At 33.1% G+C, this 15,479-nt stretch carries 23 protein-coding genes and 1 pseudogene; 13 read left to right on the forward strand and 11 right to left on the reverse strand.

The window, feature by feature from the left end; all coding sequences use genetic code 11:
• Nucleotides 1–35: 35 nt before the first annotated feature.
• Nucleotides 36–1,325 (reverse strand): polysaccharide deacetylase family protein, encoded by a 1,290-nt coding sequence (locus DWZ69_RS05510; protein ID WP_158561081.1) that lies wholly within the window; start codon nucleotides 1,323–1,325, stop codon nucleotides 36–38.
• Between the two features lie 119 nt (nucleotides 1,326–1,444).
• On the opposite strand from DWZ69_RS05510, the gene DWZ69_RS05515 reads away from it, so the two are divergent.
• The 8 genes from DWZ69_RS05515 to DWZ69_RS05550 are packed head-to-tail and all read left to right on the forward strand — an operon-like array spanning nucleotide 1,445 to nucleotide 5,992.
• Complete coding sequence (locus DWZ69_RS05515; RefSeq protein ID WP_117999497.1) at nucleotides 1,445–2,284, forward strand: stage III sporulation protein AA; 840 nt, start codon at nucleotides 1,445–1,447, stop codon at nucleotides 2,282–2,284.
• Nucleotides 2,275–2,793 (forward strand): stage III sporulation protein AB, encoded by a 519-nt coding sequence (locus DWZ69_RS05520; protein WP_117999498.1) that lies wholly within the window; start codon nucleotides 2,275–2,277, stop codon nucleotides 2,791–2,793. Before DWZ69_RS05515 ends, DWZ69_RS05520 begins: the two co-directional genes overlap by 10 nt.
• 16 nt (nucleotides 2,794–2,809) lie before the next feature.
• A complete protein-coding gene (gene spoIIIAC / locus DWZ69_RS05525; protein WP_022164787.1) occupies nucleotides 2,810–3,004 on the forward strand; it encodes a stage III sporulation protein AC in 195 nt (64 codons plus the stop codon).
• 13 nt (nucleotides 3,005–3,017) lie between these two features.
• On the forward strand, nucleotides 3,018–3,398 hold the full coding sequence (locus tag DWZ69_RS05530; RefSeq protein WP_022164788.1) for a SpoIIIAC/SpoIIIAD family protein: 381 nt from the start codon (nucleotides 3,018–3,020) through the stop codon (nucleotides 3,396–3,398).
• A gap of 13 nt (nucleotides 3,399–3,411) precedes the next feature.
• Nucleotides 3,412–4,563, forward strand: coding sequence for a stage III sporulation protein AE (locus tag DWZ69_RS05535; RefSeq protein WP_117999499.1), 1,152 nt, complete (start codon nucleotides 3,412–3,414; stop codon nucleotides 4,561–4,563).
• Between the two features lies 1 nt (nucleotide 4,564).
• Nucleotides 4,565–4,873: a stage III sporulation protein AF gene (spoIIIAF, locus tag DWZ69_RS05540; RefSeq protein ID WP_117999500.1), complete on the forward strand. Its 309-nt coding sequence runs from the start codon at nucleotides 4,565–4,567 to the stop codon at nucleotides 4,871–4,873.
• Complete coding sequence (locus DWZ69_RS05545) at nucleotides 4,839–5,378, forward strand: hypothetical protein (protein ID WP_147337639.1); 540 nt, start codon at nucleotides 4,839–4,841, stop codon at nucleotides 5,376–5,378. The genes spoIIIAF and DWZ69_RS05545 overlap by 35 nt, the downstream gene beginning before the upstream one ends.
• 11 nt (nucleotides 5,379–5,389) lie before the next feature.
• On the forward strand, nucleotides 5,390–5,992 hold the full coding sequence (locus DWZ69_RS05550; protein ID WP_117999502.1) for a SpoIIIAH-like family protein: 603 nt from the start codon (nucleotides 5,390–5,392) through the stop codon (nucleotides 5,990–5,992).
• Between the two features lie 59 nt (nucleotides 5,993–6,051).
• On the opposite strand, the gene DWZ69_RS05555 is transcribed toward DWZ69_RS05550, so the two are convergent.
• A complete protein-coding gene (locus DWZ69_RS05555; RefSeq protein WP_022164731.1) occupies nucleotides 6,052–6,414 on the reverse strand; it encodes a metal-dependent transcriptional regulator in 363 nt (120 codons plus the stop codon).
• 214 nt (nucleotides 6,415–6,628) lie between these two features.
• Between DWZ69_RS05555 and DWZ69_RS05560 the strand changes: the two genes are divergently transcribed.
• From DWZ69_RS05560 to DWZ69_RS05575, 4 genes are all read left to right on the forward strand, one after another.
• Nucleotides 6,629–6,841 carry a FeoA family protein gene (locus DWZ69_RS05560; protein WP_022164732.1) on the forward strand — a complete coding sequence of 71 codons (213 nt, stop codon included), beginning with the start codon at nucleotides 6,629–6,631 and terminating at the stop codon, nucleotides 6,839–6,841.
• 27 nt (nucleotides 6,842–6,868) lie between these two features.
• Complete coding sequence (locus DWZ69_RS05565) at nucleotides 6,869–7,090, forward strand: ferrous iron transport protein A (protein WP_117999503.1); 222 nt, start codon at nucleotides 6,869–6,871, stop codon at nucleotides 7,088–7,090.
• Nucleotides 7,091–7,160: 70 nt separating this feature from the next.
• Complete coding sequence (feoB, locus tag DWZ69_RS05570; protein ID WP_117999504.1) at nucleotides 7,161–9,293, forward strand: ferrous iron transport protein B; 2,133 nt, start codon at nucleotides 7,161–7,163, stop codon at nucleotides 9,291–9,293.
• Nucleotides 9,294–9,381: 88 nt separating this feature from the next.
• Nucleotides 9,382–9,528 carry a FeoB-associated Cys-rich membrane protein gene (locus DWZ69_RS05575; RefSeq protein ID WP_117999505.1) on the forward strand — a complete coding sequence of 49 codons (147 nt, stop codon included), beginning with the start codon at nucleotides 9,382–9,384 and terminating at the stop codon, nucleotides 9,526–9,528.
• 416 nt (nucleotides 9,529–9,944) lie between these two features.
• Here DWZ69_RS05575 and DWZ69_RS05580 read toward each other — a convergent pair whose 3' ends face one another.
• The 6 genes from DWZ69_RS05580 to DWZ69_RS05615 all read right to left on the reverse strand — a co-directional run bounded on the left by DWZ69_RS05580 (nucleotide 9,945) and on the right by DWZ69_RS05615 (nucleotide 13,412).
• A complete protein-coding gene (locus DWZ69_RS05580) occupies nucleotides 9,945–11,135 on the reverse strand; it encodes a site-specific integrase (RefSeq protein WP_009271880.1) in 1,191 nt (396 codons plus the stop codon).
• A 77-nt stretch (nucleotides 11,136–11,212) separates the two neighbouring features.
• Nucleotides 11,213–11,416, reverse strand: coding sequence for an excisionase (locus DWZ69_RS05585; protein WP_004613735.1), 204 nt, complete (start codon nucleotides 11,414–11,416; stop codon nucleotides 11,213–11,215).
• 374 nt (nucleotides 11,417–11,790) lie between these two features.
• The gene (locus DWZ69_RS05600; protein ID WP_025487352.1) at nucleotides 11,791–12,030 is read right to left on the reverse strand and encodes a helix-turn-helix domain-containing protein; all 240 of its coding nucleotides are present in this window, start codon (nucleotides 12,028–12,030) and stop codon (nucleotides 11,791–11,793) included.
• A complete protein-coding gene (locus DWZ69_RS05605) occupies nucleotides 12,023–12,451 on the reverse strand; it encodes a sigma factor-like helix-turn-helix DNA-binding protein (protein WP_008787630.1) in 429 nt (142 codons plus the stop codon). Before DWZ69_RS05605 ends, DWZ69_RS05600 begins: the two co-directional genes overlap by 8 nt.
• A 279-nt stretch (nucleotides 12,452–12,730) precedes the next feature.
• Nucleotides 12,731–12,955 (reverse strand): hypothetical protein, encoded by a 225-nt coding sequence (locus DWZ69_RS05610; protein ID WP_008787629.1) that lies wholly within the window; start codon nucleotides 12,953–12,955, stop codon nucleotides 12,731–12,733.
• A gap of 31 nt (nucleotides 12,956–12,986) precedes the next feature.
• Nucleotides 12,987–13,412, reverse strand: a complete 426-nt coding sequence (locus DWZ69_RS05615; RefSeq protein ID WP_008787628.1) for a hypothetical protein — start codon at nucleotides 13,410–13,412, stop codon at nucleotides 12,987–12,989.
• A 34-nt stretch (nucleotides 13,413–13,446) separates the two neighbouring features.
• On the opposite strand from DWZ69_RS05615, the pseudogene DWZ69_RS05620 reads away from it, so the two are divergent.
• Nucleotides 13,447–13,671, forward strand: a pseudogene (locus DWZ69_RS05620) (topoisomerase C-terminal repeat-containing protein); the annotation flags it as partial.
• A 177-nt stretch (nucleotides 13,672–13,848) separates the two neighbouring features.
• Here the strand turns inward: DWZ69_RS05620 and DWZ69_RS05625 are convergent.
• The 3 genes from DWZ69_RS05625 to DWZ69_RS05635 form a co-directional block, all read right to left on the reverse strand.
• Nucleotides 13,849–14,265, reverse strand: coding sequence for a hypothetical protein (locus DWZ69_RS05625; RefSeq protein ID WP_008787625.1), 417 nt, complete (start codon nucleotides 14,263–14,265; stop codon nucleotides 13,849–13,851).
• Nucleotides 14,262–14,465, reverse strand: coding sequence for a helix-turn-helix transcriptional regulator (locus DWZ69_RS05630; protein WP_008787624.1), 204 nt, complete (start codon nucleotides 14,463–14,465; stop codon nucleotides 14,262–14,264). The genes DWZ69_RS05625 and DWZ69_RS05630 overlap by 4 nt, the downstream gene beginning before the upstream one ends.
• A gap of 100 nt (nucleotides 14,466–14,565) precedes the next feature.
• Nucleotides 14,566–15,477 carry a conjugal transfer protein gene (locus DWZ69_RS05635; protein WP_008787623.1) on the reverse strand — a complete coding sequence of 304 codons (912 nt, stop codon included), beginning with the start codon at nucleotides 15,475–15,477 and terminating at the stop codon, nucleotides 14,566–14,568.
• Nucleotides 15,478–15,479: the final 2 nt, after the last annotated feature.

A 15,479-nucleotide genomic window follows, 5' to 3' on the forward strand; every position in this document is an offset into this window, starting at 1 on the left:
ATGTAAATTTTAATATTTATTCGAAATAATATCTTTTAATAATTTGGTCCAAAATACATAATACCATTCTTCATGGTCTTTCCTTTAATCTTGTAAAGTTCACTAACGGTAACAAGCTCATAACCTTTTTTTCTAAGCTCCGGTAGGGCTTTGATAAATCCGTTAACAGATGTTGGATGAATGTCATGTAACAAGATAATTTGGCCATCGCCTGCATGATTTATAACATAATTTTTTATGTATTTAACATTACGATATTTCCAATCTTCTGTATCAACAGACCAATAAATCATAGGTGCTTTTGCATTCTTGCTAACTATGGAGTTGTAATTTCCATAAGGTGGTCTAAGTAATGTTGGATATTCTCCGGTTACATTTTTAATAGCATTTCTTGCATAAGAAATTTCTTTCTTAACATTTTTCTTAGATAAAATCTTTAAGTTCTTATGTGACCATGTATGTGAACCAATCTCCATGCCAAGATTATATTCTCTTTGTAACTGCTTTTTAAATGAATTAGCACGATTACCTAATACGAAGAAAGTAGCTTTGCTTTCGTGCTTTTTCAATGCTGATAAAAGTTTGTCTGTGTATTCACCTGGGCCGTCATCAAAAGTAAAAGCTACATATTTAAGTTTCTTTACAACCGTAACTTTGCATTTTGCAGTTTTATTTGTGTATTTAGAACGAACCTTAATATAAGCTGTACCTGTTTTTTTACCTTTAATAACACCGTTTTTTACTGTTACAACTTTGTTGTTTGTGCTTATCCAAACAACAGGTTCATTTTTGTATTTTTTATTTTTATCATAAGTTGTCTTTAAGTCTAAAAATCTTTTTTGATTTTTACCAACACGCAAAGAAGTAGATGTTAATTTTAAAGTCTTAATCTTGTTGTAAGGATCTCTTACTTCAATTTTGCATCTTGCTTTTATTTTGCCGGTTTCACCTTTGCAGACAATATATGTAGTTCCTGCTTTTAAAGCTGTAATCTTGCCTTTGCTATTAACACTTGCAATGGAAGTGTTTTTACTAACCCAGACAACAGGTTCTTTTGGTGAAGATGAATCCTGTTGGTATTTTAAGCTGGCTTTGATAATTGCTTTCTTTCCTTTAGTTATGGAAAGAGATAACTTGTCTAACTTTATGCTTTTCAACAGTTTGTAATTAGTTGTAGCTATGTTTGGTTTTTGATTAGCTGTTGTTTCATTTCCTTTTGCAACTGTATTAATCTTGTGATTTGTCATCCCTAAAAAAGTATATCCGAGACTACAAAACAGACCTAGCACAAGAAAAACAATTAATGTTTTCTTTAGTTTCTTCATATAAGTTACCATCCTTTTTGTTTAATTATTTTTTTCATCTCACTAATTGTAACACATATAAAAATAAATAGAATATATTTTTTTATCTTTCATATATTTTTTTAAGGAGAATTATAAAAATGGAAAATATATACAGATATTTTAATTGTAAAATAAGACAAGTTTTAGAAAAATATGAAATAAAAAACATATATGAAATTAGAATCAGAGTAAACAAAAATGTGATTTTAAATACAGGTACGGGTGAAATTATACTTGATGTTATATGTAATGAAAAAGATGTTATCGATACTTTTAATTTGATTACAGAATATTCTGCCTACGCATACGAGCAGAGTATGGCTGAAGGGTTTATTACAATTCCAGGCGGTCATAGAGTAGGCATTGGTGGTTATATGGCAGGAACTATTTATGATAAGCCCATTGTTAGAAATATTAGATTTATTAATTTTAGAATAAATCATCATATAAAAAATTGCAGTGAAATGATTTTTCCTAAATTATACAAAAATAATCACTTGTGTAATACATTAATAATTTCACCACCGGGACTTGGCAAGACAACATTACTTAGAGATTTAGTTTATAAAATTAGTGAAAATTTCGCTGGTACAAGTTTATGTGTCATTGATGAGCGAAATGAAATCAGTGGTTGTTATAAAGGCGTGCCAACAATGAATTTAGGAAAAAGAACAGATGTTATAAGCAACTGTTCAAAATCAAAGGGGATACTTATGGCAATAAGGTCAATGGCACCAACATTAATTGCAGTAGATGAAATAGGAACAGCACAGGATATTGAGGCGTTAGAATATGCTAATTTGTCAGGAATTTTTATAATCGCCACAGTCCATGGAAAAAATCAGGCGGCTGTAATAAAAAAGCTTGGAAAAGATTTTGTAGATTTGTTCGAAAAAAAGATTTGTATATTAAATATTGGAGAGTACCTATGTGTTTAAAAGTAATTGGAGTGCTTATTGTTATAACAGCGTGCAGCTTAATGGGGTTTGCTCTGGCAAATGAGTATATAGCAAAAATAAATAACTTAGATGCATTTAAGAAAAGTTTAAGAATTCTCAAAGGGAAAATTAAATATGATAATTTATCAGTTTTTGAGGCAATGGAACTTATAAAAATAAATAATAATGTAATAGAAAACTTTTACCATAAAGTAAGCGAAGTTTATTTTATGGAAGAAAAAACATTATTTGAAAGCTGGAAAATGGCAGTTAACAAATATTTGAAAAAAGAAATTAAAATTGATAAGCAGGAAACGGACGTAATACTTACTTTTGGAACTAATCTTGGTATAACAGATAGGGAAACACAACTAAGTAACATTGATGAATGTATTAATGATATACAGGAAGTGATTTTGAAATTAAAGGAAGAAAAGAATAATAAGTGTAAATTATACAAATGCCTGGGAACCTTTTCAGGAATCCTAATTGCTGTTTTATTAATATGAGATGAAAGGAACAATTATGGAAATAAATATGATTTTTAAAATAGCGGCAGTTGGTATAATTGTGTCGGTTGTAGGTCAGATTTTAAAACACAGCGGTAGAGAGGAACAGGCTTTTTTGACAAGTCTGGCAGGTCTTATATTAGTCTTAACGTGGATTGTCCCATACATATATGAGCTTTTTGAAACAATAAAGAAATTATTCAGGTTGTAAGGACAGGTAAAAGATGATTGCAGTAGGAGTTATTAGTATTGCCACGGTGGTTTTGGGAATTCAGTTTAAAAATGTTAAACCCGAATATGGAATATTATTATCCATAACAGGATGTTTAATTATATTTATAATGATGCTTACAAAACTTACTTACATTATAAATATATTTAACCAGATATCAGAATTGACCAATGTTAGCAAAGAATACATTAAAATATTGTTAAAAATAACAGGTATAACCTTTATATGCGAAATTACTTCAGATATATGTAAGGACTGTGGATATGTTGCCATATCCAATCAGGTTCAGATATTTGGAAAAATATCAATTCTGGTTATTAGTTTACCTATTTTTTCAGAGTTAATATTACAAATAGGAAAAATGTTATCTTAGGGTTAATTGATTTATGAAAAAGATTATTTTAATTATAATGTGCATCACTGTTACTTTGTCAGTTGGCAATGTTGCAAAGTGTAGTGATAAAAATATAAAAGAAAAATCATATAATGAAGAAACGTTTATCAGTATGGATGATTTTCAATTTGATGAGCCACAAAGAATTCTTAGAGAGTCCGGCAACAGAGATATAAGTGTTAAGGAAATTATAAACAATATTATAAAAGGAAAGCTTCTTACGGTTTTTGGAGAAATATTTAAGAGTCTGTATTATAAAACGCTGGGTAATAATGGTTATCTTCTTAATAATATTTGGCAATTGTTCTTAACAATAATTGTTTCATGTTTTTTTACTAACTTTGCAAAAGTCTTTTCAAAAGATGATATTTCAGAAACAGGCTTTTTTATATGTTATATGGTTTCGGTTACATTTATGTTTGGTCTTTTCAGTGAACTGTGTAATATAGCCGTTGATTTTGTTGAGTTGTTACTTAAATTTATGTATGGAATTGTACCTACATATTTTTTGTCAGTGGCAATTATGGGACAGGTTTCTGCTTCAGGTTTTTATCAGCTTTGTTTGGTAATTATATCAGTAGCCCAATTTGTTTTCCTACATATAATAATTCCGCTAATTAAAATATATGTTGCAGTTAGCATAGTGAACAACATATCAAAGGAAGACTTTTTGTCAAGAACAGCAGTGGTGGTTGGAAATATAGTGAATTTTCTTATGAAAACTTTTGTGGGAATCGTAACAGGATTGAATATAATACAGGCTCTTATTTTGCCGTCAATTGATAGCACAAAAAATCAAACCATAAGAAAGGTAATAGGAAGTGTGCCGGTTGTTGGAAATAGTACAGATGCAATAACAGGCATATTTTTAGGCTCTGCCAATCTGATAAAAAATGCAATTGGAGCAACGGCTATTATAGTGATTGTTGTTTTGTGCGCTGTACCCTTTCTTAAAATACAGTTATATTCGTTTCTAATGCAAATAGTGGCTGCTTTGGTTCAGCCTATTGCAGATTGTAGAATTGTTGCCAGTTTTAATTCCATGTCCATAGGAATGCGAATGCTTGCAAAAGTCATAACCGGTTGCAGTCTCTTATTTATAATAAGTATTGCTATCATATGTATGTGTACGGGAAAGGGGTAAAATGGAATTTATATATAGTTATATTAAAAATATTTGTATATTTATGTTGGTAATTACAATTATTACGAATATTTTCCCAGAAAAAAGATACATAAAGTACATTAAATTTTTTGCGGGCATCCTTTTGATTTTAATTGTTTTGTCTCCGGTTTTTAAGATTACCAAAAAAGATATTAATGTGGATAGAACAATTACAGAAAATATTAATATAGATGCAAAAAATCAGTTAGACACCCGGCTAAATGATTTTGAAAAGAAAATAGAAGAGAGGCTAAGTGAAAAGTATGGAAATGAAACAGGAAATAATTGACAAGCTTACTAACCTGAAAAAAATAGGAAAAGAAAAAATAATTTTATTGGCACTTGCAGGCATATTATTAATTGGTTCATCATATTTTGAAAAAGTAGATAATAAAGAAAAAACAGTCAAACACACAGAAAAAAGCATATCAAAGGAAAGCTATGAGAACAAAACTAAAAAAGAAATCATAAATATGATAGAGAGTATAGATGGAGTTACAAATGTAAATGTAATGATTACTTTCAAATCAGGTAATGAAAAAATTTTACAGGTTGATAAAGAGGAAAGTCAAGAATCCGGGGAGAAAAAATCTTATAAAGTTTCAACAGTTATCTTTAATGGAAGTCAGGAAGAATATCCTTACATTATAAAAGAAATATATCCGCAAATTGAAGGTGTGGCAGTTACGGCAAAGGGACTAAAGGATGCTGAAAAAGTAAATGAAATAACAAATATGATTAATGCATTATTTAATATACCCGTTCATAAAATATCTATAATTAGTAATGATTAAAAGGAGGAGTTATGAAAAAAATCTTAAAGAAAAATCAATTCATTGTTACGTTCTTAGCTGTGTTAATTGCAGTGGCAGGATATCTTAATTATTCTGCAAACCTTGATAAGAAAAATGAATCAAAAAAGGTGACTAATGATACATACGAATCAATTTATTCTAAAGATAATTTACTTACAAATAATGAAGACATAGAAAGTATGGATAGAGAAGAAGAGACTACAGAGGAACCGGGAGCTGCTGTTCTTACAAATGGAAGCACATTAAGTTCTTATATGGTTCAGGCAAAACTGAACAGAGAGCAGACAAGATCTAAAAACAAAGAAACACTGTTAGAAGTAATTAACAATAACGATATAGGCGATAAGGAAAAAAAGAAAGCTGTTAAATCAATGGTTAAAATTACTGAAAACAGTGAAATGGAAAACAATATTGAAACATTGCTTAAAGCAAAAGGATTTAACGATATTATAGTTACCATAAATGATAATCAGGCAGATGTTATTTTATCAGACACAGAAGTAAGTGATGAGAAAAGAGCACAGATTGAAGATGTTATAAAAAGAAAAACAAATATATCTGTTAACAATATAACTATTACACCGGCAAAATAAAAAAGAAAAACGATATATGAAAGTCTTTATTACAATAGAAGAATCATATATCGTTTTCTTTATTTATGCATATGTTTTTTTATGGCATCAATTGTTTCCTGACTAATAACATGTTCAATTCTACATGCATCTTCAGTAGCAACATCTTCAGATACACCAAGTTTTATAAAACATTCAGTTAAAATCTGATGACGTTCATATATCATTTCCGCAAGACTTTTTCCGTCATCAGTTAAATATATAAAACCGGAATCTGTTACAGTTATATAGTTGTTTTCCCGAAGATGTTTCATGGCGATGCTGACACTTGATTTTTTAAATCCTAGTTCATTAGCAACATCAACAGAACGAACAACAGGAAGACGTTTACTTAAAACAAGAATTGTTTCTAAATACATCTCTGAAGATTCATTACTTTTCATTAATAAGCTCCTTTTCACTTTTATAAGAATGATTATATCAAAAAATAAGGCAAAATTCAATTTGTGTATTATTGTGTTTTTTTGCTATATTTACAATAAGGAATATACATAACAAACAAAAATTAGTAAGGACGAAAAAATATTATTGACATCTAATGCAAGTTAGGCTATACTAACTAAAGTAAAAAATTAGCAACAGAGAAAAGAGGAACTTATGATGCCTTTAACAATGGTGAATTCAGGGGAAGAAAATGAAATAAAAAGAGTTGGTGGAAAAGAAGAAACTAGACGCTTCCTTGAAAACTTAGGTTTTGTACAAGGAGCAAAAGTTACTGTTGTGTCTCAAATTGGAGGCAACGTTATTGTTAATGTAAAAGAATCCAGAGTCGCAATTGGCAAAGATATGGCCAATAAGATAATGGTTTAATTAATACATAAAGGAGAGGAGCTTTTTATGAAAACGTTAAGAGAAGTAGCAGTAGGTAAAACTGTTAAAGTTAAAAAACTTACTGGCGATGGCCCTGTAAAAAGAAGAATCATGGATATGGGAATAACTAAAGGCGTGGAAGTATACGTTAGAAAAGTTGCACCACTTGGTGATCCTGTAGAAGTAACTGTTAGAGGTTATGAATTATCTTTAAGAAAAGCAGATGCCGAAATGATTGAAGTAGAATAATTTTTTTTACTATACAGTTAGAAAACACTAACGAAAGATAGCAAAGACAAACAATGGGAGGAAAATAGTAATGTCGATTAAAATTGCATTGGCTGGTAATCCAAATAGTGGTAAAACAACTTTGTTTAATGCCCTAACAGGATCAAACCAATTTGTAGGTAACTGGCCTGGAGTAACAGTAGAAAAAAAAGAAGGTAAATTAAAGGGACATAAAGATGTTAAGCTTATGGATTTACCTGGTATTTATTCTTTATCACCATATACTTTGGAAGAAGTTGTGGCTAGAAATTATCTTATTAACGAGGTACCTGATGCAATCATCAATATTGTTGATGGTACAAATATAGAAAGAAACTTATATCTTTCAACACAGATTATGGAACTTGGTATTCCTGTAATCATGGCTGTTAATATGATGGATATCGTTGAAAAGAAAGGTGATAAGATTCATATTGACAAACTTAGCGAAAAGTTAGGTTGTGAAGTTGTTGAAATATCTGCTTTGAAAGGAAATGGAATTAAAGAACTTGCAAACAAAGCAGTTAAACTTGCTGAAAGCAAGAAGGGAAATAAAATCGCACATAAATTTAATGAAAAGGTTGAAACAATCATTGATGAAACTGAAGCTCTTTTATCATCAGAAGTACCTGATGCACAGAAAAGATTCTTTGCAATTAAGTTGTTAGAAAAAGATGATAAGATTTCAGAAAACTTAAAGGTTGTTCCAAATGTAAACAATCAGATTGAAGCATTAGAAAAAGAATTTGATGATGATACAGAAAGTATTATCACAAACGAAAGATATGAATACATATCTTCAATAATTAAAGGATGCTATACAAAGTCAAGCAAAGAAAACTTAACAACATCTGACAAAATTGATAGAATTGTTACTAACAGATGGGCAGCTCTTCCAATTTTTGCAATTGTAATGTTTGTTGTATATTATATTTCAGTTACAACAATTGGTACAATCGTAACTGACTGGACAAATGATGTATTGTTTGGTGAGATTATTCCACCTGCCATTGAAAAAGTATTAGTAGCGCTTAACTGTGCTGACTGGTTACAGGGACTTATCCTTGATGGTATTGTAGCCGGTGTTGGTGCTGTACTTGGTTTTGTTCCACAGATGTTAGTATTATTCTTCTTCTTAGCTGTACTTGAATCTTGTGGTTACATGGCAAGAGTAGCGTTCATCATGGACAGAATTTTTAGAAAATTCGGTTTATCAGGTAAATCATTTATCCCTATGCTTATTGGTAGTGGTTGTGGTGTTCCTGGTGTAATGGCTTCAAGAACAATTGAAAATGACAGAGATAGAAAAATGACAATTATGACAACTACATTTATTCCATGTGGTGCTAAATTACCAATCATTGCGTTAATCGCAGGTGCGTTATTTGATGGTGCCTGGTGGGTAGCTCCAAGTTCATATTTTGTAGGTGTTGCAGCAATTATCGTATCAGGTATTATTTTAAAGAAAACTAAGATGTTCGCAGGAGATCCTGCACCATTCGTAATGGAACTTCCGGCATACCATTTACCAACAGCAGGTAATGTTTTAAGAAGTATGTGGGAACGTGGATGGTCATTCATCAAGAAAGCAGGAACAATTATTACACTTTCAACAATCTTACTTTGGTTCTTAATGAACTTTGGTTGGCTTGACGGACACTTTGGCATGCTTGATATGGAAACACAGTTAAATGACAGTATTTTAGCAAAAATTGGTGGTGTTATCGCGCCAATCTTCAAACCTCTTGGATGGGGTAACTGGAAAATGGCAGTTGCTGCCGTTACTGGTCTTATTGCTAAGGAAAACGTTGTTAGTACATTTGGTATGTTATTCGGATTTGGTTCTGAAATCGCAGAAGACGGTCAGGAAGTTTGGGGAACACTTGCTCATAGCATGAGTGCTATTGCAGCTTACTCATTCTTAGTATTCAACTTATTATGTGCTCCATGTTTTGCAGCTATGGGTGCTATTAAGAGAGAAATGAACAATACAAAATGGTTCTTCTTTGCAATTGGATACCAGTGTGGTTTAGCTTACTTAGTTTCACTTTGTATTTTCCAAATCGGTTCATTATTTACAGGAGCAACATTTGGATTTGGTACAATTGTTGCCGTTGCAATAATAATCGCATTTATTTACTTATTATTTAGACCTTATAAACAAAGTAAAACTTTAAAATACTAATAAAAATGGCAGACTTGCCATGTAAATCATTATGAAATATGGAAATGAAACTGGGCATTTCGTTTCCGACTTGAAAGGAGAGGGTTTTATGAATGGAATAGTAGGAACGTTTATTGTTTTAGCTGTTTTAGTAGTTATTGTGTGTTTAATAGTTAGAAGCATGATAAAGGATAAAAAAAGTGGAAAATCTCTCCAATGTGGTGGAGATTGCAGTAAATGTAGGGGCTGCCACTAAGACTTAGAAAAGGACTGGATAGGTAATTGAAATTTAAAGTTCGTTACTTATTCAGTTTTTTTCTTTGATAATAAGATTAAGATTTAAAATTGAAAGGTTCAAATTGCCATTATATAAATATACAACTTAAAGTATAAACTCCAATAATATAAAAGGTTGTAGATTTTAGAAATAAATTGAAAACTTAATGTAAGTATTAATGAAGATTGTTTTAAGAAAGGAATAAAGATGTTTTTAAACTAAAAACTTACTAAATTTCTGATTATCTTTTCATAAGTTGGTAAATGCCGATATATCCCGTATTTTAGGGCTTTATCGGTATTTTCTTTTTGGAAGATACCTTGCATAAGCTGGCATTTACCAGCATGAAAATGCAACCAAAAGTAGTAAATGAGTAGTAAATATAAGCTCCGATATTAACAAGCCAGTCTTTCCAGTTCCGCTTTTGCAGATTGAAATGTACCGTGTGCGTAATAGCCAAGTGTCATGGTTATGTTAGCGTGTCCCATGAGATATTGCAGGGTGTTTGGGTTCATTCCTCTATTTGCCATATTCGTACAATAAGTATGCCTGAATGAATGTGGTGTGATGTTCGGTAACTTATCCGTGTGATACTTGTTATATTTCTTAATCAATCCTCGCACCATACCCTCATAGTTTCCTGCAACTTTAGGCAAGCCCTCACGGTTTAAGAATAGGAAATTGCTGTAACCACCTACAATCAGCGGTTGTGCTTTTCCTCTGCTCTTTAGTATTCTTTGGATTGCTTGATAAGCCCGTTCTGTCAATGGAAGTTCCCGTTTTCCGTTTTTGGTCTTTGGTGTTTCAATATAGTAGCCTATTTCGCTATCTTTCAATAGCTGGTGGTCTATATTGAGTATTCTGTTCTGCATATCAATATGCGTCGTCAGTCCGCAAAATTCAGAAATACGAAGTCCCGTTTCCAGCAGAAGCACAACCTCATCATAATACTTGCTGTAAATCTTATCCTTTTCCATAAAGGCAAGCAGGCGTTCTTCCTGCTCTGGTGTAAGGATAACTTTCTGCTCCGTATCATCTTCCAGAACATCACTTAGCTTAAATTCAAACGGGTTCTTTCTGATACAGTCGTCTTGTATCGCCATGTAAAATGACGCTTTCAAGGAACGCTTATAGTTATCAATCGTTTTATAGGCATATCCTTTTTCACTCATTCTGATAGCCCATTCTTTAGCGTCCGATTGCTTCACAGTATCAATCGCCCTCATACCCAACGGGTCGTTTTTCAGAGCGTTCATAAGATACTGTCGTCCTTTTTCAGTAGCCCTTTTGATGTTCTTTCTTTGGCTGTTCTTCTTGTCGTAGAGCTGGCAGACTGTCATTTTACCGCCGACTGTGTCGATACCGTCGTTAAGGTCTTTTTTTATCTGTGCTTCTTTTTCCCTCAACGATATATCATCACGCTTTCCAGCAGGTGTCTTGTCTGTCGGTACAAGTTTCCAAGAATAGACAAATTGTGGCTTTCCGTATATATCGGTATATTTATAAACGTATCTTCCGTCTTTTCGCTGGCTCTCTCCATTACGCAAATTGCGATTTTTACCGTCTTTTCGTTTTACATTAGACATAGTGTAAAGCTCCTTTCCGTCATGGAATGAGCCGTGATACGCTATATTTATTATACCATATCTACGGCTCAATGACATTAGATTTCGTCCAATGTATCTATGATTTTTTCAAATTGTTTTCGCTTAATCTGAATACGGTTACCGTTCACGATAACCCAGCCAGCGTCAATATTTTCTTCGGCTAATTTACGCAATTTCTTTTCGCCAATGCGGAAGTATTTGGACGCTTCTTCAATCGTCAGCGTATATTTTTCCCAGATAGGCACATCAGTATTGTTCATAATCTATGCACCCCCTTTACTGTGTGTCATTTTTTACAAGCAGGCAGACGGCTTTGGAAAGCTCCGTTAGTATCTCAACTATTCCCATTCTTGTGGGCAGAACCGCACCATGCGGACGTATCATTATTCTGTGAGGATAGGTCGTGGCAAAACGACTTTTCCAACAGTCGCTCTCGGATCACTGCGTGGGTCGCTCGCTTTCTTTTGAAAAGGTCGTGGCGTACAGTCCCCGTGGCTCGCTATCTCACAAACGTATCTGTCTGCTTTATTCAGTTGTCAAAGAGCTGTGGCGAAAGCGTGTTGCTTTCATGTAAAAGCAGGGGCAGAGCAGGAAAGAGGGGATTGAACAAATCATGCTCTGCGGTTACTGCTTGTTATTCTTCGGTTTCTAAAGGAATATCAAAGTCCAAAATCATTTTGATAAGTGCTTCTCTGATACGTCCTTTTAATTCCATGTCTACGACTATGCAGACATTACCATATTTGTCGTAGAACGGACGCAAACAACATTTTGATATGTACGGGTCATACAACGCCAGTATCTTTTCAATCGCATTTACGTTGCCGTCCACAGCCGACGAAATAAGGTAAAATGACGGGCGTGTGTTATTCATCATTCATGTTCTCCTTTAATTTTTTCTTGATTTCTTCAAGTGAGTTCTTCCTACTGCGGAACGACGTTGAACGGTTAATCTTTAATCTGTCGCCGATTTCTGTATCGCTCATGCCTAAGAAGAAATACATCAACAAGATTTCTCTGTCTTTTTCAGACAGATACTTAATCGCTTCTGCTAAATCATCATCAAGGACACGAACCTCAATACCACATACATCAAAGGCGGTATAATCGCTTTCGTATTCGTCCCAGACTGCCAGCTTTTCTACGACGATTTCTGGAAGTTCACAATAGGAAATTTCCTTATTTCTTCGTCGCTTTAATTCTTTGCGATAATTACGGACAATGCCTTTCACTACACGTTTGAGCTTGCAGTCAAATTGACATTGTATTGTCTTTTGGAAGTCCGACGGTTTCATATCATCACACCCCCTTTCCGTTATGACGTGAAAAGTGTTTATCCCTCTTTCCGCACCATATCTGTACAGCAAGGTGTGATTTGTTGCATGATTTTGAAAAAAAATGAAAAAATTTTTTCGGGTACAAAAAAAGCCCGCACAAAACATATAGTCTGTACGAGCTATTAAAGCTGTGAGATATTCAGTTGTTAATAAAATGCTGTTAGGTAGTGTATGACCGTATAAGATTATGCTTAAAACTTTCCATGACACAAGCCCCCTTACAGCACTTGATTTCTATTAAACTTTTGTCTTTTTTGTAATCTTGTAAATATATTCTTCTGGAGTAGGGCGTTTATTTCCAAAATACTTTCTGAAATTCTCCTGCACTTCTGGGTCGGTGCTGTTCATAGCTTCATCAATCGTCGCTTCAATATCAGCTCGAACATCAGCTAATGACACACCGCCAGCTTTTGCACCAGCTTTCAATGCTTTTTTAATATCTCGTTTTTTAAGTCCTATCATAGTATTACCTCGTCACAATTTACTGAATGTTTTAGAAATGTTTTTCAAAATGCTTATATAGAATAATCCCTAAAAATGTTTGCAGTAGGAATAAACCAAATATAATGCCTATAATCCATGCTTCAATATGAAGTAACGCAAGTACAAAAGCAACAAACAAGTACACGAAAGTCATTAACTGATATACTAAAGAACCAGCTTTCATTCTTAAAAATATTTTTCTTTCATCAACATTATTGATGTGATTTTCTCTATTTATATTTTGTAATTTTTCTTTATTTTTTGGCATTTCATAATAACAAATTTTCAATAATTGAACACCAGAAGCAAAAGCTAAACCGAACCCCATTGCGTAAAAAAGTGTAGCGTAATAATCAGTATCAATAACGAAATATCCAAAACATATAAAGATTATACCTATAATAATCTCAATGATAAATGATAATTTTTTCTTCATTGTTAATTCCACCTTTCAAAAGACTACATTTTCTGTATTAAAAAAATCGTTTTATGGTTGTTCAAATTATCCTGAATGTAAGTTTACTTTAGCTGAACATTTTAGAAAGAAAAAACTAACCAAAACGAATGTAAAAGAATTACTGGAGGGAAAAGAAACCCTGGTAAAAGGAATCAAAAACAAAGAGAAAAAGCCCTACAATGCCGTTGTAAAAATTGGGGAAAAGGGATATATTGATTTTATCTCTTTTTCAAAATAAACATAAAAGCCCTTTAAAGAGGGCTTTTATATATTAATCACAAATCACTTATCACAAATCACAAGTGATTAATCACAAATCACTTGTGATTTGTGATTCTTAATGATACAATATTACTATACAAAAAAAGAATGGGGCGTAGTTATGGAGAAGGAAAAACTAAAAATACTTGAAGAATTAAGACGTATTTTTATCTAAATAACGAGCTGTTATAACCCATGTAATTTGTCCGATAGCAATAACTCCTGCTATCGAAAAAAACACAACTTTACTCATATATCCCATAAAGACAAGAGCAAATAATACAAGAACCAATAATGTAAGTGTTACTTTATAAGCATTCGCAAGAGAAGCATTAGTAATTGCGATATTTCTTTCATCATTTTCTAATATTTGCATTTCTTTTGTTGGCTTACTGAATATATCACAACCCATAAAAATCAATATTATTCCAATAAGCGTTGTACCATAGACAACCAAATCTGGACGAGGTACGGGCAATAGTTGGTGTACGCCTAAACCATAAGTTAGTAAACCACCTAAAAAGATTATTACACCGATAAATAATTCAACTTTTTGTATCTTATGTTTCATTTGCTTTCCTCCTCATAAATAAATATTTCTTCAATACTCATTTGAAAGTACCTTGCAATTTTAAAAGCTAAGATAATAGAGGGATTGTAGCGTCCATTTTCTAAAGAGCCTATTGTTTGACGAGATACTTCAAGAGCAGTCGCTAAATCTTCTTGTTTAATACCTCTTTGTTTTCGTAATTCTTCTAAACGATTTTTCACAACATACCCCTTTCTTGAACAAATGGAAAGTTTGCTTTCCTTTTCTAATCTTATGATACTCCTGCAAGTAAAGAATGTCAAGCAAACTTTCCATATTTTATTATCCTACAATCTTCCAGTTGCTATCCTTATGTAGCACAAGTTCATACTGCGATATTTGTGTAGCCTTTGTCTGATTATCAAGGAATTTCACAGCAACTTTGACTTTCACATTGTCCCCGTCCTTTGTAAAGATAGGGTTTACCAGTTCAGCATAAATGTAGTCCCTGCCGATAGGCTCAAGCACATTTCCCGATACATAGTAGGCAAGCTCTTTTTCTGTGGCTGTCGGGTACAGCTTAAAGAATGTTTCAAGAAATGCAGTAGCGTCATTGACGGTATCAGCGTCTACACTTGCATTTGCTTCTGGTGTCTTAGGCTCATAATCTGATTTCTCGATTGCTGGTGCAAGGGTAGGGTTCTGAACGATTACCATATCCCCGTCAGCGTCTACATGGACTTTTACGGTATAGGTTGCTTTCACATTGCTTGTCTGTTCTCCCTCTTTTATCTGCTGATCCACTTCGTAGGTAGCAGAAAAAGTGTCCGTTCCCGACTGTTCAATACTCCATACAATCACATCTGTAACTGTGGAGCTGGTCGGTATATCGGTTCTAATGGTATCCACATTCAAGTCCTGCAATTCCTTTGTCAGATAACCGCTGATTGCCTGCGTCCTTGCTTCAATCGCTTCTTTGCTGTTACTCCATGTGTAGTAGGGCTTTGCAAAGTTCTTCACAAAATTTTCTATCCCGTTGGTGTCCTGCAAGCGAAGCTCTATGATTTCTTTTTCATGGGTCGTGTGCTGGTCGATAGCCGTAAAATTCTTATACGCCCCAAAGCTCACGCTTGCGATAAGCACCACCCACAATGCAATCACGGATTTTTTATGTGTGCCTACCTTGAAAGTACGCACCTTTTTTTCTTTGGGTTCTTTGATAGTTTCTGTCTGTTTCTTATTCTTTCTAAACATGA

The organism is Eubacterium sp. AF34-35BH, assembly GCF_003477765.1.
Taxonomy (GTDB): Bacteria; Bacillota; Clostridia; order Lachnospirales; family Lachnospiraceae; genus Eubacterium_G.